Here is a 24725-nt window from a genome sequence, read left to right as displayed (position 1 = left end):
TCATGCTAATGTTGCATAAAATCCGGGCTGCCCAATACTAATGAGGCACGCAAACTTTCAGGGCTGCCATTAATTAAAGTGCGGGTATTTTCAGAAATGAGCGGCCCAAGAGTACCTAGTAATTGATTGACATTCAAAGTATCCATCATCACACGACGGTCATTGTTATCCGCTTGTTTAACAATTTGTTTAGCGCCCATTTTGTCACCTGCATCAACACTCTGATTCAAAGGAAGATGTCCTGTCGCCAGTGCGGTAGAAAAATTAATGCGGCGGCTTAACGCATCGGGATTGAGCCACGCTTGCTCAGTATTCTTATAGCCATCAGGAGTTTGACTACCATATAAAGGCATGCCTAGCTGTGACATACTTCCTAATAATGGCCTGACGTTTTTCACCTCTAAATCACTCGCTCGTATTGCCGAAATTACGAACTGATAAGGTGTTTTATATTTGACGCCAAAGTTTTTTGGATCACGAAATTCCGGACTACTAAATAAGGTTTTCAGAACGAGACGAATATCACCACGAGTTTCCAGAAAACGTTGACTTAGTCTTTTGACTAAAGCTTCAGGCGGTTGGTCTTGTACAAAAAATTGCGCTAGTTGGTAGCTTATATGGTGTGCGGTCGCCGGATGCAATGCCAGAACGTCGAGTGCGAATTCACCTTCTGATTTGCCGTTAGGACTAACTGTTTTGCCTAGCCATTGTTTGATACCATTGTCGTGACGCTCAGGATCGAATATAAAATTGGCATGACCGTCACCAGCAATCCTCGGGTCAAATGTCCAACCGGTTAAAATACGCGCCAGTTCAGTAACATCATGCTGACTATAACCGCCGTCAACTCCCAGTGTGTGTAACTCCATGAGTTCGCGCGCGTAATTTTCATTTAAGCCATTCGCTTTTGCTTGCTGTTCGGGTTTGCCGCGTCGTGTTCTTGGTCGAAAATCAGCTGAAGTTGAAAGCCAGTTATCCAGATAAAACAACATTGCCGGATGCTTTGCAGTGGCGCCAAGTAAATCGCGAAAATTACCAAAGACAAAAGGTCGGATCGCGTCTCTTTCGTAGCTCGCGATCAGTGCGCGATCTAAGCCTTTGCCGTTAAAAACGTTAAAGTGGTTGAACCAAAATTCGACCATGACTTCTTCCAGCTGACGTGGGCTTTCAATGGCTCGCCAAACACGCTCTTCGGCAGTTTCTTGAAAAATAAGGCCTATCATTTCGCGACGATTTTTTTTCGCTTCTTCGCTCTCATCCTGTGTGTTTTTTAAAATATTATGGTAGCGATTAAGTACATCACCGGCACTCAGGTCTGCCACGTGCAAAGTTTTTAGCTTTTGTTGCAACGTATCCGGAATTATCAGGGATTGGGGATTGAGTTGCTGTTCGATATAGCGATCTACACCTGATTGCCTGACTCTTTCTATATCCCCTGGACGTGGTCCATAACCAAGTCGGTTGAGCACGTGAGCAGCTTCTTGTGGAGTGCTGACATCCGCCGCCTGTACTGAACCAAGTAGCAGAGTTAACATCAGCGATGGAATGAGTTTTTGTATCGTGTTCATTCTTACCAAGCCTCGTGATGAAATACCGCAATTTTGTTTTGGATACTATTGATTTAGATTGCTGAGAAGCGCGGGGTGACAACTTAATAAATAGCAGGGCGTATTGGTTAAATATAGACTAGTTTCCGAGGTGATCACAAGTAACGTTAAGTAAAAGTAAATTGCAACGAAGCCTTAAGTTAGCAAGTGTTTGCTGTCTTGAGCGGGGAGATTTGACATGCGTGAGATAGCAGTGCGAATACAAAAGAAGTTTTACATCCGCCTTACATTATTTAGTGTTTTTTGATGTTATTTTTGACTTTCACCGAATCGTCAGGAACGATGAAAGTCGGAGGGATTTTTTTAATTTCGAAACATGACTTTTTATGCAAACTAAATCAATGACAGCTGCCTTGTCCCTTATCGTTAAAACTCTCACCGGCAACGGGGATAAATTCCCATTCGTATGACTTATCGTGCAAAGTGAGTTTGAGTACGCCATTGCTTGAATTATCACGAATTTCAGTGGTGCTCTTAGGTAAGAACATTGGCGTCAATTTTGCCCCACCGGTGCCGACGACAAAATTACGGATACCATTTTTTTCGTCTTTATCACCGTTTTCATTCATTGGTGCAAAACGTTCATAGTCGTGATCGTGGCCGCTCAGAACAATGTCAGCTTTCGCTTGTGCCAATATTTTCCAGGCAGCTTTCATATTTTCGTTATTGCCATGCCCGCCGGAACTGTAGGCTGGATGGTGCCAGAAAGCGAGCGTACAAGCTTGCTTACTATTGCTTAATTCAGTTTGCAACCACGCTAGTTGTTTTTGCATCTCCTGTGCATTGACATTGCTGTTGAGCGAAAGAATATGCCAATTTCCAAGATTTGTTGCGTAGTAGCCGCGGCGCTCTGGTCCGGCGATATCGCCAAAATAATTGTAATAGCCTAAGGCTTTTGGCATCGCATAGTCATGATTGCCGGGCGATGGCAAGGTACGTTCTTTAAAACGGCCCCAGGTAGGATCATAGCAATTGCTGAACTCTTCAGGCTTGCCGACCGGATAGGTATTGTCACCCAGCGTAATGGCAAAGGTGTTTTTGTCTGCATCTAAAGCATTGACGATGATGTCGGCGGTACGCGCCGCCATACTTTGTGGCGCCGGCTTTTTTTTGCAATCAGCAATATCTCCTGCGGCGTAGACGGTATAGGTCTGACTTTTTTGCGCCGATTTTTTCGCACTGCTTTTTGCCGCAGAACTATTCACTGCATTGCTATCGGCAGCCTGACTCAAAGGCACAAGTGTCAAAGCGGCGGAAGTAAGTAGTAAAGCGAGATGAGTGCGCATAATATTCTTATTAATAGTAGCAAAACAAGCCAGTGACAAACAAATAGTCATTGCAGGCGATCGCATATTTTACAGCTTCCGCGTGATTTGTGCGCTGCCGCAAACTCGTTTCGTTAATGCACGTTTTGCTACCTAAATTTTCGCCGCCCGTAAGCGTAGTGCATTGCTGATCACCGACACGGAACTCAGACTCATGGCGGCACTGGCAATCATAGGACGAAGCAAAATTCCGAACCAAGGATAAAGTATTCCGGCGGCGATCGGCACTCCGATAAAATTATAGGCAAATGCAAAAAATAAGTTTTGCCGGATATTTTTCATGGTCGCAACGCTTAATGCACGTGCTTTGGCGATGCCGCGCAAATCACCTTTGACCAATACCACATGCGCACTATGCATCGCAATATCTGTACCTGTCCCCATCGCAATCCCAACATTAGTTTGTGCCAGAGCAGGGGCATCATTGATGCCATCTCCCGCCATCGCTACCAGACGCCCTTGTTCCTGCAATTTTTGTATAAACTGAAATTTATCCGCAGGTAATACGTCAGCGTGTACTTCTCCGATATGCAGTTGCTGCGCTATTGCTTGTGCCGCTGGCATGTTGTCACCTGTGAGTAAAATCAAGCGTATGCCTTGTTGCTGCAATTGCTGTACTGCCGCTAAGCTACTTTCCTTAATTTTGTCTGAGACGGCAAACAATGCCAGTACGCGCTGCATATTCGCCATCAACATCACAGTTTGACCGTTGGCTTGTAGCGAGGTAATCTGGCTTTGGAGGCTGGAAAAGTCTACTCCTGCTTCAGCGATGAGTGCCGGATTACCGAGCATTATAGTTTCGCCAGTTACGGTGGCTTGCACACCTTTGCCGCTGATGGCTTTGAAATCACTGATTAACACGGAAGCTTGTTGTTTCAGATCGTAGTGATTCTGGATGTAATTGACGATAGCCGCTGCCAGTGGATGCTCGCTGCGTTGTTCTATTGCCAGCGCAACGGACATGAGCTTGAGTTCATCTTCACCCTTGGTCACGACGCACTGTTGTACTGAAGGCTTACCTTCCGTCAGGGTACCGGTTTTATCGAGTACCAGAGTGTCAATTTTTTCTAATAATTCCAGCGCTTCTGCATCTTTAATCAGCACTCCTTCAGTCGCGCCGCGCCCCATTCCAGCCGTGATTGACATCGGCGTTGCCAAACCAAGTGCGCAAGGACAGGCAATGATCAATACCGATACCGCTGCCATCAAACCATTGGCCAGCGCAGGCGTTGGACCAATCCATGCCCATATGCCGAATGCAATAAGGGCGACTGCGATCACGGCAGGTACAAACCATGCGGCGACCCGATCAGCTAGTTTTTGTATAGGAGCACGCGAACGACTAGCCTGATTCACCATCGCAATGATGTGTGCCAGCAGGGTATCTTTGCCAATTTTCTCGGCGAGCATACTCAGGCTGCCCTGTTGATTAATACTTCCGGCATGTAGCGCATCGTATTTATTTTTTTCGACCGCAACAGGTTCACCAGTGAGCATAGCTTCGTCGACATACGAATGCCCTTCATGGACGTGACCATCGACCGGGATATGCGCACCAGGCTTAATGCGCAATATATCTCCCAAAACGATATCCGCTACGGCAATTTCTTTTTCTGTACCATCTTTATTAATCCGGATTGCTGTTGTCGGCGTTAAACCGAGTAAAGCTTTCAAAGCCAGATTGGTTTGTGAGCGCGCGCGCAATTCCAATACTTGCCCTAGCAAAACTAAGCTGATAATGACCGCAGATGCCTCAAAATATAATGGTGCCATGCCATGCATTTTAAAAGCTGGTGGCAAACCATCGGGTAGCAACAATGCAAAAACACTGAAAACATACGCACTGCCGGTACCAACACCGATCAGACTGAACATATTCAGACGACCACTTTTAAATGAAGCAAGCGCACGTTCAAAAAACGGCAGGCCCAACCACAACACGACTGGTGTTGCCAGCGCACATTGCAGCCAATTAAACAATGGCATTCCTAAGAAATTATGGATGGAAATGCCTGGCAACATATCACCCATGCTGATCATCAGTAAGGGAATGCTAAATAACAAGCTCAGTTTGAAGCGACGACGCATATCATCCAGCTCGCTATTATCCTCTTCTGCTGTTGCCTCTTTGGGCTCCAAAGCCATGCCACAAATAGGGCAAATGCCAGGACCAACTTGCTCTATCTCTGGGTCCATCGGGCACATAAAAATCGTGTCTTTCGTAACCGCTTTAGGTGCGGGACGTTGTGACGGATTGAGCCAGGCTGCCGGATCGCTGTCGAATTTTTTTAAGCAAGACGCACAACAAAAGTAATAGCGCGTTCCATTATGTGTGGTCTGATGCTGGCTATGTTCATTCACGCTCATGCCGCAAACTGGATCTTTATGAGCACCTTTCGGGTCCTGTTGCATGCGGTCAGCAGCTATAGATGATGTGGTTGTAGCTGGTATTTTTCCCAAGCCAATCACGCGCTTGGCTTTGACATAATTTTCAGGTGCGACATTAAATTTCTGGACGCAGGATGCACTGCAGAAATAATATGCGATGCCTTGAAAACGCGCGGTTTTCTCAGCACTTTTGCTTACTTGCATTCCACAAACCGGATCCTGATATTTTTTTTCTTCTATCGGCATTCCAGTGGCGGAATGGTTGTTGCCGCAGCAATTTGCATGGTGTTGATGCTCAGTGTTTTCTTTATTCACAGTGATACTCCTTCTTAGCACGACAGATGATTTTAGACATATCATAGACTCCGTACCTAAGAACGGAGTCAAGGAATTTATGCAGAATACCGGACAACATATTGAGCAACATCAATACACGATAGGACAGCTCGCCAAAGCAGCGGATGTCGGGGTGGAAACAATACGTTATTACCAAAAGCGTGCGTTGTTGCCGACGCCCGAAGTCAGTAGCGGCTTTCGTACCTATTCATCGGGCATGGTTGATCGCATTAAATTTATCAAGCGGGCACAAGAATTGGGATTTTCGCTGGATGAAATTGCCCATTTATTGCAACTGGAAGATAGTCAGGATCGTGGTGCAATTCGACATATCGCCAGTGAAAGGTTGGCGCAGGTGCGAGCGAAGCTCAGCGACTTATTGAAAATGGAAGCCACCTTATCGCAATTAATTGAGCAATGTAGTGCCTGTTCAACTGAGTTGCAGTGTCCTATTATTCACGCCCTGAACTCGCCGTCCCACAAGTAGAAAAAGCTCTCATTGAGCCAGGATGACCGTTCACTGCGGATACTATCCGGATACTTTTTTGAAAGCGAAAATTTTTAAAACAGATTCTTAAAATTAAATACTTAAGTTAAATTTTTAAGCTGGCATAGTTTGTTCTTTTAAGCTACTAAGCAAATTAAAAAAGCATCTTAGCCTTCACTTCGGCAAGATGCTTTCTTATTGCTATATCAAGCGTACTGCAAATTATGCGGCGACTTGTTCCATGCTTGGATAGTCGGTATAGCCTTTCTCCTCGCCACCATAGAAAGTTGCGCGGTCAGGTGTATTCAACTCTGCGCCTGCTGCGAAACGTTCAACCAGATCAGGATTGGCGATATACGGACGACCAAATGCAACCGCATCAGCCAGACCACTGGTGATTAAGGCATCGGCTTCTGCTGCAGTGTAACCACCGCAGCAAATCAGCGTGCCCGGGAAAGCGGCGCGCAATTCCTTGCGGAAACTGGCGGTCAGTTCAGCCCCGCCAGCCCAATCTGGTTCAGCAATATGAAGATAAGCAATCCCACGCTGAGTGAATTCTTTTGCCAGATACAGCGCCATTGGTTCTGCTTCAGTATCATTAATGCCATGGGCAATAAAATTCGGTGACAGCCTGACGCCGACACGATCAGCGCCGATTACGGCAATTGCTGCATCCACCGCCTCCAACGTCAGACGCGCACGATTTTCCAGTGTGCCACCATAGGAATCGCTGCGGAAGTTGCTATTGGTTGACATGAATTGTTGCAGCAGATATCCGTTGGCGGCGTGAACTTCTACCAAGTCGAAGCCAGCATTTTTGGCTCGCACTGTTGCCTGACGATATTGTTCAACGATACCAGGAATTTCTCCTGATGTTAAAGCACGCGGCTCGGCTGTTTGTATATTCGCTGGCGTGCCATCTTTTTGGATGACAAAGCATTGGCTATTTGCAGCGGTAATGGCAGACGCCGATACCGGCGCCGCATCGTTTTCTTGCAGCAAGTTATGTGAAATACGTCCAACATGCCACAGCTGTAAAGCGATTTTCCCACCTTTGGCGTGTACGGCATCAACGACGGTTTTCCAACCTGCTTGCTGGGCATCAGTGTAGATGCCCGGTGTCCACGCATAACCTTGACCCTGACGTGAAATCTGACTCGCTTCAGTGACGATCAGACCCGCACTCGCACGCTGTCCATAATATTCAACATTCAGAGCTCTTGGCACGTCGCCCGGCTGACCGGCGCGGGAACGCGTCAATGGAGCCATTACTACGCGATTATTCAAGTGCACACTACCTGCTTGAATTGGTGAAAGCAATTTATTGTACATATTTTATCCTTTAAATTAGACCGGTCGTCTAGTTTTGATTTCAAAAAAATGGGCGAAGCCCATGTCCTGTAGTACTGATGTTTAAAACTACCCAACTAATGTGAGGGGTGAAGCAATAATTCTGTTTGTTTAAAAGCCAATTGCAATGGACGTAACTGACGGTTCACTTTCGTGATCAATGATGCGCCTACCCACATGCCGTACAGAGATTCTGCAATCTCAAGTGCATTGAGCTTATTTGATATGCTGCCTTCAATCTGTGCGCTACGTATCGCTTGTGCGATTTGTTCTGTAATACCACTCATGCCAACTGACAATGCAGCTCGCATAGGTTCAGACAAATCCGCTACTTCTGCCGCTAACTTCACCGCCAGACACAACTTGTGGCACTCGCTGGTTTCTGCCATCGCTTGCCAGTTATTGAAATAGGTCATAATACGCTGCAAGGCGTTCATGCTTTCATCGTTGAACAATAGCGTTAATCGTTGCTGGTAATCTGAAAAATAACGTTCCAGCATGGCAACGCCAAAACCCTCTTTGGATTGAAAGTAGTGGTAAAACGAGCCTTTAGGTACGGCCGCAGCAGACAATATTTCGCTTAAACCAAGCGCAGTAAATCCTCGACCCGAAATCAGTTCTTCCCCGGTCGCAAGTATGCGCTCACGGGTATCTTGGTGGGTTGGGCGTTGAGAGACAAGGTTCATAGCTTATGATTCTAGTAGACCAGTCGTCTATAGTCAAGAGTAAATCTGTGTTCGGTATGTAACAGAGATGTAGTATATGCTGCTTTATATGGAAAAAAATGTAACAATCGATGTCTAATAAATATTGAATATGATAATTGATCGGGTCTACGCAGATTAATTTTCTTTTACTGTCGTCAACTTACTTTCTCTAAACCGAATCTATGTTTCGCTGGCTTTTCCTGAATGAGAGTGCTCTCACGCCCGCCGAACATGCTGCCTGGAAAATCAGTACTTTGCGCATTATTTTGGCCTCGAGTTTTATTCTTGAGGGCTTGATTGCAGTGCATAGCTCATTAAACGCTGTTGATCACGGTAGTTTTCGGGTGCTGTGGCTGGTCGCATTCTTTTACACCTTAAAAGCCATTACGCTGTATTGCTCGACGCGCTCATTGCGTTTGGCAGCGGGCTTATTGATAGCGAATGTGTATGGGACCGGTATCGCAATTGCTTTGGCAACGCGTGATCCGGAGATTGCGAAGTTGGGTTTGGTCTTTGTGTACATCACACCTGTGATTGCGCGAGTTTTCTTTTCCACCAGGCTGGCATTAATCTTGATGTCCATCAACAGCATTCCGTTTCTTTTTTTATTGTCGGGTATGAGTTTCCCGTATTTAATTGATCTGAAGCTAGACTTGCCACATGCAATCAAATACGTGCATTCCTTGCTATTTTTGTTCTTGAATTTCTGTATTCCACTCGCTGTTTTCAGGATTTTGTACGCTTTTGATACCTCTTTAACGCGATTCAGGGACGCGAGTAATGCGCTGAATGTCAGCTATGCACAGTATCAGGAAATATTTGAAAACGCCGGAACCGCGCTGGTGTTGACTGATGCTTACGGCCAGATTTTGCAGGCAAATCATCAAGCCAATGAATTATTGGGGCGAGATCCCCAGAATAATGACGAGTTATCCTTGTTTAGCTGGTTTTCTTTGGATGATAGCGTGCGTATCCGGTCTCCGGAGCATGACGATCCGGCTAATTTACGGCTCTCCGCCTATCGCACTCAGGATGGGAAAATGGTGGCGCTGGATAATATTTCGCAGACATCCTCAGACCACTATATCGTTGCTTTACGAGATGTTTCCAACTTACATAACATGCATAATGCATTGCAATTAAGTCAGGAACGTGAAGAATATCTGAGTAAACATGATCCTCTGACCGACTTACCAAATCGCGTCATGCTATGCCAATACCTTGAAGCATTGCTCGCCAATCCTGATACCAGTCAGGTTAATGTAACTGCAGTGGTCTCTTTCAGACTCAATAGTATCCGTCATGCAAATCAGCAATTTGGTGCGCAAACCGGAGATATTTTATTGCGGCGTTTTGCCGATGAGTTGACCCAGGTTTTGCCGAAAAATTGTTTCTGTGCACGATTACGCAGTATTGTTTTCACATTTGTAGTTGATCATTTACGTACGCCGCAAGACGTCATTCAATTTGTCGATCATGTTAGAAAAGCTTTACCTAAAGAATTAAAACTCAATGATGACAAATTGCTGGTGCAATTTTCAGCTGGCATAGCAATTTTTCGCCCTGAGGACACCGATCCTGATGAAATTATCCGACGTAGTGAAGTCGCTTTGGATACGGCGCGCAGATCCAATGATCAAAGCATTACCTTGTTTGATGAAGATGATGCGCTACAGATCATCAGGAACGTAGAAATTGAGGTAGGCGTCGTGAATGGATTGGCGAATGGCGAGTTTTATTTGCTTTATCAACCCAAGGTCGCCAGTGACGGCAAAATTGCTGGCGTTGAGGCCTTACTGCGGTGGAGGTCGCAAACTCTCGGTAAGGTGCTACCGGTAGAATTTATACCAATCTCAGAGCGTTCAGGTTTGATACAGCAAATCAGCCACTTTGTGATCGATCACGCCTGTGCTCAGGTCAGAGCATGGCTGGACGAATTTGGTGATAGTCCCGTGGTCGCTTTGAATTTGTCAGCGAGCGACATTAACCAGGATGATTTTCTAGATTTGATCGCCGAATCCTGTCAACGCTATCGCATTGAACCCCAATTTTTAGAATTCGAAATCACGGAAACTGGCTTAAGCGCAAATGAAACGCGGTCGATCAAGCATCTGCATGCATTGAAAAATCGAGGCTATCGTATCGCTATCGATGATTTTGGTACCGGTTATTCGTCTTTATCAAAGCTCAGCCATTTTCCTGCACATACAGTCAAAATTGACCGCTCTTTTGTGTCACAAATTGGCTATAACCGTAAGAGCGAAATGATCATTAAAGCGATCGTTTCGCTGGCAAAAATACTTGCCTGTACAACCGTTGCTGAAGGTGTGGAAAACGAGGCGCAGGTTGCGTTTCTGAAAGAAGTTGGGTGTGAATTATTCCAGGGCTTTTACTATTATCGGCCACTGGATGTAAATAGTATGAATACGCTGTTACGTAGCAACTACCTGGTGGGTATCAATTGATGAAGGTTTCTTGATTACGTGATGTTTAAGCGATGTTTTTTATGAATTTAAGTATCACAAAGTAAAATAGGTCACGCATGTGAAACCTTTTGTTGTGGTTGTTATTTTGAGATATTCAGGTGGCAAATCGCGTGGAAAATCACACAAAATATTACACAGCACATCATTCTATTATCGCGATTTTTTGTGATTTTGTGAAATGAATCATTTTAACCAACATAATTTTCTAAATTCATCTACACTAAGCTCGTAGTGTGCTGGCAGGCATACCCAAATAAGTCCATATGTTTCGCCAGTGCTATTCGGTATTTGCATGTGATTGCTTAACCAGGGAGGTCGGGATGAATATCTTTGACAACTACGCAGCACGGTACGAACGGACTCGTGAAGAAGAATACTCGATGCAGGAGTATCTTGAGCTCTGTAAGAAGGACAAGCTTGCCTACGCCAGTGCTTCTGAACGCTTGTTAGCCGCTATCGGCGATCCGGAATTAGTCGACACCCGGCATGATCCGCGGCTGTCACGTATTTTCTCCAACAAAATCATCAAAATTTACCCGGCGTTTCGCGAGTTTTATGGCATGGAAGAAGTCATAGAACAAGTCGTGTCGTATTTCCGTCACGCAGCGCAGGGATTGGAGGAGCGTAAGCAAATTATTTACCTTCTGGGGCCAGTCGGTGGTGGTAAATCATCGATTGCTGAGAAGCTCAAAGTGTTGATGGAAAAAATCCCGTTTTATTGTATCAAGGGGTCGCCCGTCAACGAATCACCACTGGGTTTGTTTAGCGAAGAGGAAGATGGCGCTTTGTTGGAGGAAGATTTCGGCATACCGCGCCGTTATTTGAAGGGTATTCCTAGTCCTTGGGCAGTCAAACGCCTGCATGAATTTAACGGCGATATAAATCAGTTCCGCGTGGTACGTCGTTATCCATCGGTGCTCAAACAAATTGCCGTGTCAAAAACTGAGCCAGGTGATGAAAACAATCAAGATATTTCATCGCTGGTAGGTAAGGTCGATATCCGTAAGCTGGAGGAATATGCGCAGGACGATCCTGATGCCTACAGCTATTCCGGTGGCCTGTGCCTTGCCAATCAGGGTTTGATGGAATTTGTCGAGATGTTCAAAGCACCAATCAAAGTGCTGCATCCTTTGTTGACTGCGACGCAGGAAGGCAATTTTAAAGGCACAGAAGGCTTCGGTGCGATCCCATTTGAAGGTGTGATTCTGGCTCACTCGAATGAATCAGAGTGGAAAACCTTTAAAAACAATAAAAATAACGAAGCATTCTTAGATCGCATTTATATCGTAAAAGTACCTTACTGCCTGCGTATCAGCGATGAGATAAAAATCTACGAAAAACTGGTGCGTACATCGTCATTAAGCGCAGCACCTTGCGCTCCAGGTACCTTAAAAATGATGGCACAGTTTGCAGTGTTGTCACGTCTGAAAGAACCAGAGAATTCCAGCATTTTCAGCAAAATGCTGGTCTATGATGGCGATAATCTGAAAGACACTGACCCCAAAGCCAAGTCGCATCAGGAGTACGCTGACTATGCAGGTGTCGATGAGGGCATGAATGGGCTCTCTACGCGCTTTGCGTTCAAGATTTTGTCCAAGGTATTTAACTTCGATAATACCGAAGTGGCGGCCAATCCGGTTCACTTACTTTACGTACTTGAACAGCAAATCGAGCGGGAACAATTTGCGCCCGAGATTGAACAAAAATACGTCTCGTATATTAAAGAATATCTGGCGCAACGTTATGCTGAATTTATCGGTAAAGAAATTCAGACTGCGTATCTGGAAAGTTACTCGGAATATGGACAAAATATTTTTGATCGCTATGTGACCTTCGCTGATTTCTGGATACAAGATCAGGAATTCCGTGATCCAGACACCGGTGAAAGTTTTGACCGCGATGCGCTCAATAATGAACTGGAAAAAATTGAGAAACCGGCAGGTATTTCAAACCCTAAAGATTTCCGTAATGAGATCGTCAATTTTGTGCTGCGTGCCCGGGCGCAAAATGCTGGTAAAAATCCAACCTGGACCAGCTACGAAAAATTACGTACTGTCATCGAGAAAAAAATGTTCTCGAATACGGAAGAGTTATTGCCAGTCATTTCATTTAATGCCAAAGCCAGCGCTGACGATGCGAATAAACATCAGGAATTTGTTGACCGCATGGTGAGCAAAGGCTATACCGCAAAGCAAGTGCGGTTGCTATGTGAATGGTATTTGCGCGTCAGAAAGTCATCTTAAATCAGTCAACAAAATAAGGGCATAGCTATCGAGATGGTATGAAAAAAGGATGCAGATGCTGCCTGTTGCTAGTCTCTGCATCCGCCGATGGCTCTTAGGTTTGATGAGATCATTTTTTGACGCATGTTAAGGGCAAACGGGAGAGCATTTTGGTTCATCTGATTGACCGACGTGTACAAGGTAAAAATAAATCTGCTCCAAATCGCGAACGTTTTTTGCGTCGCTATAAAGGGCAGATTAAAGAAGCTGTTGCTCGCGCAGTGAAGGGACGTTCGATCACTGATATAGAAAGCGGAGAAAGCATTTCGATTCCGGTGAAGGATGTTAACGAGCCTAATTTTGGTCATTCGCATGGCGGCGTGTGGGAAGGCGTGCAGCCAGGCAATGAAGAGTATCAAAAAGGCGATCAAATCGCCCGTCCTAAAGGTGGCGGTGGCGGCAGTGGCAAAGGTCAGGGCGGCAATAGCGAAGACCCTGCTGAAGACGATTTTGTATTTCAGTTGAGTCGCGAAGAATTTATGAATTATTTCTTCGAAGATCTGGAATTGCCGAATATGGTCAAGACGCAGTTGACCTCTACTACCGATTTCAAAAGCCAACGTGCCGGATATAAAACTTCAGGCACGGCATCAAGCTTGCATGTGTTGCGTTCGTTGCGCGGAGCGATGGGGCGTCGGATTGCGGTTGGTGGAAAATCTTCACGCCGCTTAAAAGAAGCCGAAGCAGAAATGTCCAAACTCTTGGACGATCACGTGCCGATGACCGATGAGCGTGTGATGAAACTGAAACAAGAGATACATCATCTGCGTACACGCTTACTGGCGATACCCTTTCTGGATCCGTTCGATTTACGCTATAGCAATCGGATTAAGGTACCGAAGCCTGCGAGCCAGTGTGTGATGTTTTGTTTATTGGATGTCTCCGGTTCTATGGATGAGCAAAAAAAAGATACGGCAAAACGGTTTTTCATTCTGCTGTATTTGTTTTTGACCCGTGCTTACGAAAAAATTGAAGTTGTTTTTATTCGTCATCACACCACAGCACAAGAGGTGGATGAGGATGCGTTTTTCCATTCGCGTGAGTCGGGTGGGACTATCGTTTCATCCGCACTGAATATGCTGACGAAAATCATTCAGGAGCGCTACGCTGCCAGTGATTGGAATGTGTATGTTGCACAAGCCTCTGACGGCGATAACTGGGATAACGATTCGCAGACTTGTCGTGAGTTGTTGATCAATACGGTCATGCCGCTGGTGCAATACTATGCCTATGTAGAGATCACCGAAGGGGATCCACAAAACTTGTGGCTGGAGTATGAGCAGGTGGCTACACGACATGCACATTTTGCGATGCAGAAAATAGAGTCTCCGGCTGATATTTATCCGGTATTCCGAGAACTCTTTAAAAAACAGCCAAATTGAGGTTCATCATGGACACAGAACATGGCTCAATCAAAGTAAAACACCCGAATGCCTTGCCCGAACAATCTGAATGGACGTTTGAGTTAATTGAAAAAGCACATGAAGAGATTAAGCGGGTGGCAGAAAATTTTGGTCTCGATACCTATCCAAATCAGCTTGAAGTAATCACGGCTGAGCAAATGATGGATGCCTATGCATCGGTGGGCATGCCGGTGTCGTATAACCATTGGTCGTTCGGTAAACATTTTTTATCGACAGAAAAAAGCTATAAGCGTGGGCAAATGGGTCTTGCCTACGAGATCGTGATTAATTCCAATCCCTGTATTTCATATTTGATGGAAGAGAATAGCCTGACGATGCAGGCGCTAGTGATCGCTCACGCGGCGTATGGTCACAATTCTTTTTTTAAGGGCAATTATCTGTTCCGTACATGGACAGACGCCGATGCCATTATCGATTACATGGTGTTTGCAAAAAACTACATTGCACAGTGCGAACAAAGGTATGGTGCAGAAGCGGTCGAATTGATTATTGATTCCTGTCATGCGTTACAAAATTATGGGGTCGACCGATATAAACGGCCAGCTCGCATCTCTTTACTGGAAGAGCGTGAACGCCAGACAGAACGAGAAAATTATATTCAGTCGCAGGTCAATGATTTATGGCGCACTCTGCCACGTCGGGCCGAAGTGCAGGAAAGTTTTCAAGAGCGACGTTTTCCGTCCGAACCGCAAGAAAACCTACTGTATTTCATTGAAAAATATTCGCCATTACTGGAACCATGGCAAAGAGAAATTGTGCGCATTATCCGCAAAATCTCTCAGTACTTTTATCCGCAAAGACAGACTCAGGTCATGAATGAGGGATGGGCGACGTTTTGGCACTACACAATCTTGCATCAGTTATACGATGAAGGTGTGGTGGGTGATGGTTTTATGATGGAGTTTTTGCAAAGCCATACCAATGTGGTGTACCAGCCACCTGTCGGAAGCCGCTATTTTAATGGCATCAATCCGTATGCGCTGGGTTTTGCCATGATGCGTGATATCCGGCGTATTTGTGAAAATCCTACTGCCGAAGATCGCGAATGGTTTCCTGATTTTGCCGGTAGTGACTGGAAACAGACCTTGCAGTTTGCAATGCGTAACTTTAAGGATGAGAGCTTTATTGCGCAGTATTTGTCACCGAAGCTGATCCGTGATTTTCACTTTTTTGCGATTCTGGATGACGATAGCAAAGATAAGCTGGAAATTTCGGCGATTCATGATGAAAACGGTTATCGTTATATTCGGCAGCAGTTAGCTGGCCAGTATAACCTAGGTAATCGTGAGCCAAATATTCAGGTTTGGTCTGTGGATATGCAAGGCGATCGTGCATTAACTTTGCGTCACATGCAATATTTACGCCGTCCACTTAACGCACAAACGGGTGAAATGCTCAAACATGTCGCGCGCCTGTGGGGTTTTGATATTTATCTGGAAACAGTCGATCAACAAAATAAAGTGTTGGCGCGGCAAGAATGCAAATGGGAAAAACGTAGCCGTTAGCAATTGCTTCGGATAGAATAAAGCGCACACCAACACGACGGAGATAGCATTATGTTTTTGGATTACCCGAAGATTTCTGCAACGAATAGCGAAACAGAACCAGATCGCCTTGAGCGTCTGAGCCGCGTGTATGGATATGCCGCTGGATTAGCTGATTTGGATCACAACACCACGTGCATAGAAAAGCTGGCGAAATTGCATGATCACAAAGGAACTTTGATGGTGATCTGGCATACCACGCCAACTTCTCAGGAGATTGGCTACTTTTTGCGTGCCTGGCAAAGCCGCATGGGTGATGAGTCTAGCCAGGTCGAACACGCGTTAATGATTAACGAATCCCCTCAGCGCGCTGAAGCCAGCGAATCTGAATAAGTCAGTAGCCGTACACCATTGAGCACCACCAGCAAGCTGGTGCCGGTGTCGGCGAAAACTGCCATCCACAAACTCGCATGGCCGCTCAGTGCCAGCGCAAAAAATACAAATTTTACAGCCAGTGCGAAGATAATGTTTTGCCATAAAACCGCACTAGTTTTGTGTGAAATACGAATAAATTCTGGCAATTTACGCAAATCGTTTTGCATTAAAGCAACGTCAGCCGTTTCCAATGCGGTGTCGCTACCTGCCGCCATCGCAAAACCTATATGGGCGCGTGCCAAAGCTGGGGCGTCATTAATGCCGTCGCCAGTCATGCCAGTCACACCTTGATCTGCTAATTGCTTAATGGCCTCCAGTTTGTCTTGCGGCAGCAATTGGCTACGCACATCGGTGATGCCGGTCTGTGCCGCGATTGCTTGTGCTGTATGGTCGTTATCGCCAGTGAGCATCAAGGTTGCCACACCTAGCGCATGTAACTCGGCAATCGCTTGTTTACTGCTTGCTCTGACTTGATCTGCAATCGCCAGTAAGCCGAGGACCATATGATTGGCGCATAAAAAAATGACGGTGTTGCCAGTCTTTTCCAGTTCTTGCACTTGCTGATTCAGTTGCTGTCGTTTTTCATCGCTGAATGCAATGTTTAACTCATCGAGCATTGCGCGATTGCCGAGCTGGTATTGCACATTGTGGATGCGCCCGGTAATACCACGACCGCGGCCAATTTCCAGTAAGCTGATGTCATCTGCTTGTTCCAGTTTTTCAGTGCAAGCTTCTACTAAAGCATGCGCGAGCGGGTGACTGGAATGCGCATCAAGGCTAGCTGCTAGTTTCAGGATTTCTGCATCAGTTGCGTTGCTGAGGCTCATCGCACGGGTCAGACGTGGTTTGCCTTCGGTGAGTGTGCCTGTTTTATCAAATGCCAAGGTTTTTAACTTGCGACCGTGCTCTAGGAATAAACCACCTTTGACCACAATGCCACGGCGTGCCGCGAGTGCTAAGCCGCTGACAATTGTGACAGGTGTCGAGATCACCAGGGCGCATGGGCAGGCAATGACCAGCAATACCAAGGCACGGTAAAGGCTTTCATGCCAGCCCTGATTCAGTGCTAAAGGTGGAACGATTGCCATCAATAAAGCAAAGATAAATACCACTGGCGTATAGATCGCCGCAAATTTATCGACAAAACCTTGCATGGGCGCACGCTGGCTTTGTGCTTCTTGCACCGATTGCGCAATGCGTGCCAACATCGTTGAATTGGCCGCCGCAGAAACGCGAATCTGGATTGCGCCCGTCTGGTTTAAGGTACCTGCATAGACAATATCACCGATGCGCTTTTCTACCGGAATACTTTCACCGGTAATAGCCGCTTGATTAACATTCGATTGTCCGTTTTCTATGGTGCCATCTAAAGCAATACGATCGCCAGGGCGGCATTGCACTAAATTGCCGACTGCTATCTCTGTGGTTGCGACAGGCTTCCAGCTAGCGTCAATTTGTTGTACTAAGGCAGTTTCCGGTGCTTGAGCCAGCAAACCGCTGATGGCATCACGTGCGCGCAGCAGGCTGGCTGCTTCTATCATTTCTGCAATAGCAAACAGGCAGATCACCATGGCCGCTTCTGGCCATTGGCCGATCGCTATTGCGCCAATTACCGCAGCGGTCATCAGCAAATGAATGTTTAATGTAAAGTGACGCAGGGCAATCCAACCCTTTTTGAGCGTGGGAATGCCACACGCAAGGATTGCACTGAGTGCCAGCAAGGCGACAGTGATAGAGGTGTCGCTACCTGTGACCCAGGCTGTGATTTCTGCTGCCGCTGCTGCGCTACCACCAATTGCCAATTTCCAGTAACGACTCCTGGCTGGTGCAGCGGGTGCGCTGGCACTTTCTCCGGCCGCTAATTCTGTACCAGACATTCCAAGGTCTTTTAATTTGGTATGAATTTCAGCCGGATCTTGCTGGTAATGATGTACCGTAAGAATGCGGTTTAATAAATCAAAATCCAATCCCAGAACATGTGGCATACCTGTCAGCGATCGGCGGATTAATGCTTCTTCTGTTGGACAATCCATATCCGCGATATGCATGCGCAGACGCTTTGCATCAGCAGGAACTACCGCTTTTTCAGAAGCTACAGCGGTACCGTGGTCATGATCGTTACTGCAAGCGTGACCACGTTTGTGGGCATGTTTGTGTTCATGGGGATGTGCGTGATCATGACCTGCATGATCGTGCTGATCTTTCTGCTCCATTGGATGGGTAGGAAGGTCGTGATCGTGTCCGCAGCAAGCAGTTTTCTGTGTCATGGTAGTTCCAAATCTGAGAATTTAAAACTAGTGTAGACTCTGGAGTGACTACAGGGTCAAGTAGAAATTTAAAAATTCCTTAAATGATGTAAAAATAATATTCTTGCACTTGTGCTGGCCTGATGAACCCTTCTCCCGCATTCGTGGGAGGGGAGTGTTCGTTGCTATTTGCAATAGTGTAAGAGCGGGTGCAATCCGCCAAAACCGTGCAAACTCAACTACTGCGCGGGTTGCATCCACCCTAAGAGTCGGCACTATTTTAAGTACTGTGATTGGAGTAAAGCATGCGCATCAGCGAATTAGCCAATGCCACTGGCGTTGATTTAGAGACCATACGATATTACGAAAAACAAGAGCTCTTGCCCGCACCAGCGCGGGAAGATAACGGGTACCGCAGCTACACCGTCGAGCATCTGGAGCGCTTATCATTTATCCGTCATTGCCGTGCACTGGATATTCCGCTTGCTGATATCCGGCGTCTGGTGTCGTTCATTGAACGTCCGGCAGAAGATTGTGGTGATATTAATTCTTTGATCGACCAACAGATTGCCCGAGTCAAAGCACGTTTAAAAAGTATGAAGGCTTTAGAGAAGCAATTGAGCCAATTACGCGCCCAGTGTGACGACAGGCATCATGGCAAAGAATGTGGGATTTTGACTGAATTGGTTTCCGCCGCGCATGGCGAAGCGTGTGCTTGCCATAGCGACGGAAAATGAAATTATCAGATTTTATTGCGCTATTAACTCAGAGAATAAATCAGATATGCCTGCCCAGCCGATTGCAATACCGATACACAGCAAGATAAATGCTGATAAGCGCATTAAAACCGTTGCCCCCACTTCACCCAGAAGTTTTTCCAGATTACGTGCAAAGCGATAGCACAAATACACAACAATACTGGTCAATAGCACACCGATTGCTGAGGCAATACTAATTACCAGAAAATCGACTGGCTGGTGCGGCATTTGTGTACCAAGTGTCACTGAAGCGGCAATCGTTCCTGGTCCGACCGTGAGCGGAAAACTAAATGGATAAAAACTGCGGCGACGCAGTTCATCTCTGCTCCAGTGTCCACCATGGGTGGCTGCAACAGAATTGAGTAATTTATCCTGGCTTTGGTCATTGAGTAACTTCCAGCCAGCCATGCCAACCACAATACCACCTGCAACACGAACAATCGGAATCGAAATACCAAAAAAATCGAGTACATAAGAGCCGATAAAAACCGCGCCCAAAAGTAAAAAGAAACAATTCACCGCAATCCGTTTAGCGAGTCGATTCGAAAGTGCGGGATCAATTGGTCCGGTCATCGATAAAAAGATAGGAGCAATCGCGATAGGATTTAAAATAGGTAAAACCGTGACGGGCACGACAATCAAGGCCTTTAAAAATGCGTTTATCGCAACACTCATGTAAAACTCCAATAAAAACTTAGCACATGATTATAAAGTCCCTTCCCCAACATTGGCGCGAAACTTGGTGCAAATTTTCTGCAACGCCAGACTGGATTTAAATGATGCAATTATTTGTTTTATTTTTTAATTTCTCTATGCATAAAATTAAGCTGTTTCCGGAACTTAGCACGCCACGCCTTCATTTGCGCCGCATCTCAGCAACTGATCAAGCCTTCATTTTTAAGGGAATGTCAGATCCCAACGTGGTTCAGTTTTATGGTAGCAGTTATCAAACTTCAGGCGAGGCCAAATCCTTGATGGATTGGTTTGAATTCATCGTTGATCATGGTATTGGCGTGTGGTGGGGAATTTGCCTGTCAGATGCTCCATCAAAATTGATCGGCGCATGCGGCATTCATGATTGGGAACAGCAACATCATTCAGCGGAACTGGGATTTTGGTTATTACCTGACTATTGGCATCAGGGCTTCATGCGTGAGTGTTTGCAAACCTTAATACTGTTTTGCTTCTCAGATCTGAAAATACATCGTTTGCAAGCCCGAGTACAGGATGGAAATATTGTGAGTCAGCAATTACTTCAACGAGTAGGTTTTCAAAGAGAAGGCGTACTTCGTGGGGCAGAATTGAAGCAGGATACTTATATTAATTTGCATCTATATGCGCGATTGGCAACGGACGACCATGATTTATTGAACAATACGCAATTGAAATAGTCTGATAGGCATTAACCCAGCTAAAATTGCTTGTCTAGAATGAAACCTGCTGTGTTTAAAATATTGAATAGTGGATTTACGCAAAATTGTCCCTGCATTGTTATTCGTAAGACTCATTGCCTTAATTCTGTTGGGGTAGTTTTGGGTAAGTCCTTTAAAAGAAAGTGAACATGATTATTAAACCTGTTTTACCCCGCTGGTCGATTTTTATTCCTGTCTTTGCCTGGATCGCGCTTGGTGGCGCATTGCTCCACCTTGGGAGCTTATATGCCATCGTATTAACTGTCGCATTATTTGGTGGCGTGCTTACTGCTGTTTATCATGCTGAAGTGGTCGCTCACAAAATTGGTGAGCCATTTGGCACCTTATTGCTGGCGCTCGCTGTGACCTTGATTGAGGTCGCTTTAATTGTTTCACTAATGCTCTCCGGCGGCGAGACGACTGCCGGATTGGCGCGCGATACGGTGTTTGCGGCGATCATGGTCATCCTGACCGGCATCATAGGCTTGTGCCTGTTGTTTGGTGGAATACGCCATGGCGAGCAAAGTTTTGGATTGCAAGGCGCGAGCACTTCGCTGGCGACTTTGGCAGCACTGGCGGTTCTGACTTTGGTGTTGCCGAATTTCACGGATACAGTCATCGGACCTTATTACAGCGCAAGTCAGTTGGCTTTCATTGCGGTGGTGTCACTGGTTTTGTACGGTACCTTTGTGCTTGTGCAAACTGTACGGCACCGAGATTACTTTTTACCGGAAGTGGCCGCTAGTGATGAAGAAGTCCATGCTCCTAAACCATCGAATAAAGTTGCATGGAGTAGCGCGGGCTTGCTGATCGTTTGTCTTGTGGCGGTGGTTTTGTTAGCCAAGGCATTGGCACCCAATCTGGAATTCGCGGTAGCCGCGGTTGGTGCACCTAAGGCTTTAGTCGGGATCATTATCGCGATGATCGTTTTATTGCCAGAAGGCATTGCTGCAGTGAGCGCCGCGCGTGCCAATCGTCTGCAAACGAGTATTAATCTGGCTTTGGGCTCAGCATTGGCAAGCATTGGTTTAACGATTCCTGCGGTGGCAGTGATATCTTTAGTTACTGGCTGGCAGTTGAGTCTGGGTATCGATGCAAAATCGACCGTATTACTGTTGTTGTCATTAATGATTACGACCATCTCTCTGGGAACTGGTCGGACTACTATTATGCAAGGGACGATACATCTGGTGATTTTCGCGGTTTATTTGTTCACGACGATCATTCCATAAGCCTGGTTTCACAGTTTTTAAGAATGCGGCAAGCTTTGGCTCTGCCGCATTTCAATTTTTATGATCAGTGGAAGTGACTATTTCAGAATACCAGCCAATTCAACCGCTGTTTTGACTTGCATTTTGTCGAAAATATGCGCCCTGTGGACTTCTACTGTGCGCATGCTGATGCCCAGATGATCAGCAATGACCTTATTCATTTTTCCTTGCAGTATCAAATCTAAGACTTCTTTTTCACGTGCGGAGAGGCTCTCTAATCGGTCGTGAACCGCAGCGGCAAGCCCAGCTTCGCGTGATAAGGCGAGCGCTTCCTGAACGCGATCCATGAGTTTATTGTCGTTGAACGGTTTTTCAAAAAAATCAAACGCCCCACGTTTTAAGCTATCCACCGCCATCGGGACATCACCATGCCCGGTTAGAAAAATCACAGGCAGCCGCTTGGTCAATTTTTTTTCGGAGAGCAAATCAAATAAGCTGATTCCGCTTAACTGCGGCATACGAACGTCAAGCAAAATACAGTCACCCGCAGGATCAAAGCGTAGCGGCTGATCGAGCGCGGTCAGAAATTGTTCACCGCTGCTATAGGTCATCGCGGCAATTTGGCGTGAACGTGCCAACCACGATAATGAATCGCGAATGACATCTTCATCGTCAATAATGTGTAGCATAGTGTCTCCTGGCCTTATAAATTCACTGTTTGCTCTGCAGTAACTTCATTTTAATTTCCATAAAATGCAGGAAGAACAAAGCGGAAGATAGTACCACCAGCCGGGTTATCGCTGTGAGTCAGTTTTCCACCATGAAATTCTATTGCAGTTCGGCAAATATTAAGCCCCATTCCCATCCCCGATGCCTTAGTTGAAAAGAAGGGTGAAAATAATTGCTCTGCAATCGCTGCTGGTATACCTGTTCCACGATCGCTTACTTCAACCACGACGTGGTCATTATCAACATCCATACTGGCTTGTATCCGTAAATTACGGTGCCCAGTCGGGGTCTCTTGCATCGCTTCAATAGCGTTGCGTGTCAGATTCAGCAGTACCTGTTCGATCAGCACGTGGTCTGCTAATACTGGAGGCAGATTTTTGGTAGGCAGCCATTGAATGTGGATATGCGAGGCTTGCCCTTGTAATTCTATTAATGGCAATGTGTTTTGAATGAGTTCACAAATATCCACTTGTTCTCGCGTGGCTTCGCGTTTTTTGACGAATTCATGGACGCTGCGAATGATTTGTCCTGCACGTTGCGCCTGAGCGTTGACCTTGCTGAGGGCACCAAGCAGTAAATTTTTCTCGGCATTATCCGCTTCGACAATATTCATGGCTCCCGTGGTGTAGCTCGAAATTGCCGCTAATGGTTGATTCAATTCATGGGCCAACATCGAGGCTATCTCGCCCATCGTCGCCAGCCGAGCACTGGCGTGTAATTTTTCTTCTTGCTGTCGGCTTAATTCTTGCGCTCGCTTGAGCTCTGAAATATCGAGGATAGAACTCATCCAGCCAGTTTGTTTGCCTGTCTCGTCGATCAAAGCAGATTCATAAATTAATACAGAAATTTTGGTGCCATTGGCATGTTGATAGATGGTTTCGAATCCATTGGCAGGAACAGTACCCGCTAATAAATCTGAAAACCTTTGTTTGTATTCAGCGAATGCCTCTGGAGCCCAATATGGCATAGGCGGCAATCTGCCGATGATTTGATCTGCCGGGAATCCCACCATATTGCAAAATGCCGGATTCACATAGGTTAGTCGACCCTGCATGTCGCGGGCGCGCAAACCGGTAACCAGGGAGTTTTCCATCGCGGTGCGGAAGATTACCTGCTGGCGCAGTGCGCCTTCGGTTGCCAGCCGACGATTAATATCCCGCCACAGCGCCGCCAGACTCCATATGAGTCCCAGAGACAAAACGATCACCACTGAGACGAGTAAATTTGCAAGTAGCTTGGGTTCACTCTTATTACTATTCGTATGTAGTACCAGAGGTAAATCAGGTAGGTCTAGTGTCCGGTTATGTGTATAAACGTTCTTGCCCAAACCAGCCGAAGCGCGGGTGGCGTAAACCTTGTCGTCAATATCGACCAGAGAAATCTGATTGTCCTGAGCAAACCACCAAGGAACCAATTCTTCTAAAATGCCACTCGCACGATAGGTGATGATGATGCGCCCGAGATGTCGGGTACCTTTGATTAGTGGTATCTGGCAATTGATGACATATGAGTTTTTTTCCGATTTAGGTAACTGGTCATCCAGAGTAGGTGTGAAACAGCGAGTCCTGATATCAAATTCAAGTGCACCTGATTCTTGATAGGGTATATCCGGTACATGTTTCCCTGAAGGACCTTCTTCAGCACTGGAGGTAACCAAGAGATTGTCATGATTAAACCACGCAAGGCTGGAGATCTCATGGTTGCTATTACGCAGACGGTCAAAGCGCTCGGCGACTTCGGCGGGTTTTAAGCCCATGCTCATAATATCGGAACCGATCTGACGCAACATTTCGTCATTACGGTCGATTTGAAACTGAATCGCATGTTCGACCCACAAGGTATCGGCGATCAACTGCTCCTGCCGCTCATTAGCCTCCATACGCTGTGCTTGCAGCGGTAACCAGATCAATGTGGCGAGAAACAACGAAATCAGCAGGATAGGGATGATCCAGCGCCATTTCTCTTTTGACCAGGCTCGGGGTTTTTCGAAAATTTTCATGCCTGACAGTTTAATGGACAAGTCGTTGGCGCACTAGTCAGTAGAAACATATAGTGGTG

Annotated in this window: 18 protein-coding genes; 9 read left to right on the top strand and 9 right to left on the bottom strand. The window is 46.1% G+C overall.

Going from position 1 to position 24725, the window contains the following annotated elements; genetic code table 11:
* Window positions 1-5: 5 nt before the first annotated feature.
* The 3 genes from ACO0KY_RS03720 to ACO0KY_RS03710 all read right to left on the bottom strand — a co-directional run bounded on the left by ACO0KY_RS03720 (window position 6) and on the right by ACO0KY_RS03710 (window position 5635).
* A complete protein-coding gene (locus ACO0KY_RS03720; protein WP_423044375.1) occupies window positions 6-1568 on the bottom strand; it encodes a DUF1800 domain-containing protein in 1563 nt (520 codons plus the stop codon).
* Window positions 1569-1945: 377 nt separating this feature from the next.
* Window positions 1946-2893: a metallophosphoesterase family protein gene (locus ACO0KY_RS03715; RefSeq protein ID WP_423044373.1), complete on the bottom strand. Its 948-nt coding sequence runs from the start codon at window positions 2891-2893 to the stop codon at window positions 1946-1948.
* Between the two features lie 132 nt (window positions 2894-3025).
* Window positions 3026-5635 carry a heavy metal translocating P-type ATPase gene (locus ACO0KY_RS03710; protein WP_423044371.1) on the bottom strand — a complete coding sequence of 870 codons (2610 nt, stop codon included), beginning with the start codon at window positions 5633-5635 and terminating at the stop codon, window positions 3026-3028.
* Window positions 5636-5714: 79 nt separating this feature from the next.
* Here ACO0KY_RS03710 and ACO0KY_RS03705 point away from each other — a divergent pair, with 79 nt between their 5' ends.
* A complete protein-coding gene (locus ACO0KY_RS03705) occupies window positions 5715-6143 on the top strand; it encodes a MerR family transcriptional regulator (RefSeq protein ID WP_186912593.1) in 429 nt (142 codons plus the stop codon).
* Between the two features lie 222 nt (window positions 6144-6365).
* On the opposite strand, the gene ACO0KY_RS03700 is transcribed toward ACO0KY_RS03705, so the two are convergent.
* Window positions 6366-7475 (bottom strand): alkene reductase, encoded by a 1110-nt coding sequence (locus tag ACO0KY_RS03700; protein ID WP_423044368.1) that lies wholly within the window; start codon window positions 7473-7475, stop codon window positions 6366-6368.
* 95 nt (window positions 7476-7570) lie between these two features.
* A complete protein-coding gene (locus tag ACO0KY_RS03695; RefSeq protein WP_423044366.1) occupies window positions 7571-8179 on the bottom strand; it encodes a TetR/AcrR family transcriptional regulator in 609 nt (202 codons plus the stop codon).
* A gap of 203 nt (window positions 8180-8382) precedes the next feature.
* Here ACO0KY_RS03695 and ACO0KY_RS03690 point away from each other — a divergent pair, with 203 nt between their 5' ends.
* From ACO0KY_RS03690 to ACO0KY_RS03670, 5 genes are all read left to right on the top strand, one after another.
* Complete coding sequence (locus tag ACO0KY_RS03690) at window positions 8383-10665, top strand: putative bifunctional diguanylate cyclase/phosphodiesterase (RefSeq protein WP_423044364.1); 2283 nt, start codon at window positions 8383-8385, stop codon at window positions 10663-10665.
* 341 nt (window positions 10666-11006) lie between these two features.
* Entirely contained in the window at window positions 11007-12929 is a 1923-nt protein-coding gene (locus tag ACO0KY_RS03685) for a PrkA family serine protein kinase (RefSeq protein ID WP_186912589.1), read from the top strand.
* 149 nt (window positions 12930-13078) lie between these two features.
* The gene (locus ACO0KY_RS03680; protein ID WP_423044362.1) at window positions 13079-14350 is read left to right on the top strand and encodes a YeaH/YhbH family protein; all 1272 of its coding nucleotides are present in this window, start codon (window positions 13079-13081) and stop codon (window positions 14348-14350) included.
* Window positions 14351-14358: 8 nt separating this feature from the next.
* Window positions 14359-15897 (top strand): SpoVR family protein, encoded by a 1539-nt coding sequence (locus ACO0KY_RS03675; RefSeq protein ID WP_186912587.1) that lies wholly within the window; start codon window positions 14359-14361, stop codon window positions 15895-15897.
* A gap of 51 nt (window positions 15898-15948) precedes the next feature.
* A complete protein-coding gene (locus ACO0KY_RS03670; RefSeq protein ID WP_423044359.1) occupies window positions 15949-16269 on the top strand; it encodes a hypothetical protein in 321 nt (106 codons plus the stop codon).
* Here ACO0KY_RS03670 and ACO0KY_RS03665 read toward each other — a convergent pair.
* Window positions 16239-18578 (bottom strand): heavy metal translocating P-type ATPase, encoded by a 2340-nt coding sequence (locus ACO0KY_RS03665; RefSeq protein ID WP_423044357.1) that lies wholly within the window; start codon window positions 18576-18578, stop codon window positions 16239-16241. The two genes, ACO0KY_RS03670 and ACO0KY_RS03665, sit on opposite strands and share 31 nt — an antisense overlap.
* 284 nt (window positions 18579-18862) lie before the next feature.
* On the opposite strand from ACO0KY_RS03665, the gene cadR reads away from it, so the two are divergent.
* Window positions 18863-19294, top strand: coding sequence for a Cd(II)/Pb(II)-responsive transcriptional regulator (gene cadR, locus ACO0KY_RS03660; protein WP_422992895.1), 432 nt, complete (start codon window positions 18863-18865; stop codon window positions 19292-19294).
* Window positions 19295-19306: 12 nt separating this feature from the next.
* Here cadR and ACO0KY_RS03655 read toward each other — a convergent pair whose 3' ends face one another.
* On the bottom strand, window positions 19307-19990 hold the full coding sequence (locus tag ACO0KY_RS03655; protein ID WP_186912583.1) for a MarC family protein: 684 nt from the start codon (window positions 19988-19990) through the stop codon (window positions 19307-19309).
* 104 nt (window positions 19991-20094) lie between these two features.
* Here ACO0KY_RS03655 and ACO0KY_RS03650 point away from each other — a divergent pair, with 104 nt between their 5' ends.
* The gene (locus ACO0KY_RS03650) at window positions 20095-20706 is read left to right on the top strand and encodes a GNAT family N-acetyltransferase (RefSeq protein ID WP_423044354.1); all 612 of its coding nucleotides are present in this window, start codon (window positions 20095-20097) and stop codon (window positions 20704-20706) included.
* A gap of 170 nt (window positions 20707-20876) precedes the next feature.
* Window positions 20877-21959, top strand: coding sequence for a calcium:proton antiporter (locus ACO0KY_RS03645; protein ID WP_423044352.1), 1083 nt, complete (start codon window positions 20877-20879; stop codon window positions 21957-21959).
* Between the two features lie 77 nt (window positions 21960-22036).
* Here ACO0KY_RS03645 and ACO0KY_RS03640 read toward each other — a convergent pair whose 3' ends face one another.
* Together ACO0KY_RS03640 and ACO0KY_RS03635 are read right to left on the bottom strand one after the other, a co-directional pair.
* Window positions 22037-22627: a response regulator transcription factor gene (locus tag ACO0KY_RS03640; protein ID WP_423044350.1), complete on the bottom strand. Its 591-nt coding sequence runs from the start codon at window positions 22625-22627 to the stop codon at window positions 22037-22039.
* Between the two features lie 50 nt (window positions 22628-22677).
* On the bottom strand, window positions 22678-24666 hold the full coding sequence (locus ACO0KY_RS03635) for an ATP-binding protein (protein ID WP_423044348.1): 1989 nt from the start codon (window positions 24664-24666) through the stop codon (window positions 22678-22680).
* Between the last annotated feature and the right edge of the window lie 59 nt (window positions 24667-24725).

Source organism: Undibacterium sp. Dicai25W (genome assembly GCF_049340505.1).
GTDB lineage: Bacteria > Pseudomonadota > Gammaproteobacteria > Burkholderiales > Burkholderiaceae_D > Undibacterium > Undibacterium jejuense.
Note: the sequence above shows the minus strand (reverse complement) of the source record. Positions and strands in the feature narration are given on the sequence as shown.

Excerpts from the sequence above, each read along its gene's own strand:
- ACO0KY_RS03720 (WP_423044375.1), bottom strand. The coding sequence starts at position 1,568 with ATGAACACGATACAAAAACTCATTCCATCGCTGATGTTAACTCTGCTA.
- ACO0KY_RS03715 (WP_423044373.1), bottom strand. The coding sequence starts at position 2,893 with ATGCGCACTCATCTCGCTTTACTACTTACTTCCGCCGCTTTGACACTT.
- ACO0KY_RS03705 (WP_186912593.1), top strand. The coding sequence starts at position 5,715 with ATGCAGAATACCGGACAACATATTGAGCAACATCAATACACGATAGGA.
- ACO0KY_RS03700 (WP_423044368.1), bottom strand. The coding sequence starts at position 7,475 with ATGTACAATAAATTGCTTTCACCAATTCAAGCAGGTAGTGTGCACTTG.
- ACO0KY_RS03695 (WP_423044366.1), bottom strand. The coding sequence starts at position 8,179 with ATGAACCTTGTCTCTCAACGCCCAACCCACCAAGATACCCGTGAGCGC.
- ACO0KY_RS03690 (WP_423044364.1), top strand. The coding sequence starts at position 8,383 with ATGTTTCGCTGGCTTTTCCTGAATGAGAGTGCTCTCACGCCCGCCGAA.
- ACO0KY_RS03685 (WP_186912589.1), top strand. The coding sequence starts at position 11,007 with ATGAATATCTTTGACAACTACGCAGCACGGTACGAACGGACTCGTGAA.
- ACO0KY_RS03675 (WP_186912587.1), top strand. The coding sequence starts at position 14,359 with ATGGACACAGAACATGGCTCAATCAAAGTAAAACACCCGAATGCCTTG.
- ACO0KY_RS03670 (WP_423044359.1), top strand. The coding sequence starts at position 15,949 with ATGTTTTTGGATTACCCGAAGATTTCTGCAACGAATAGCGAAACAGAA.
- ACO0KY_RS03665 (WP_423044357.1), bottom strand. The coding sequence starts at position 18,578 with ATGACACAGAAAACTGCTTGCTGCGGACACGATCACGACCTTCCTACC.
- cadR (WP_422992895.1), top strand. The coding sequence starts at position 18,863 with ATGCGCATCAGCGAATTAGCCAATGCCACTGGCGTTGATTTAGAGACC.
- ACO0KY_RS03655 (WP_186912583.1), bottom strand. The coding sequence starts at position 19,990 with ATGAGTGTTGCGATAAACGCATTTTTAAAGGCCTTGATTGTCGTGCCC.
- ACO0KY_RS03650 (WP_423044354.1), top strand. The coding sequence starts at position 20,095 with ATGCAATTATTTGTTTTATTTTTTAATTTCTCTATGCATAAAATTAAG.
- ACO0KY_RS03645 (WP_423044352.1), top strand. The coding sequence starts at position 20,877 with ATGATTATTAAACCTGTTTTACCCCGCTGGTCGATTTTTATTCCTGTC.
- ACO0KY_RS03640 (WP_423044350.1), bottom strand. The coding sequence starts at position 22,627 with ATGCTACACATTATTGACGATGAAGATGTCATTCGCGATTCATTATCG.
- ACO0KY_RS03635 (WP_423044348.1), bottom strand. The coding sequence starts at position 24,666 with ATGAAAATTTTCGAAAAACCCCGAGCCTGGTCAAAAGAGAAATGGCGC.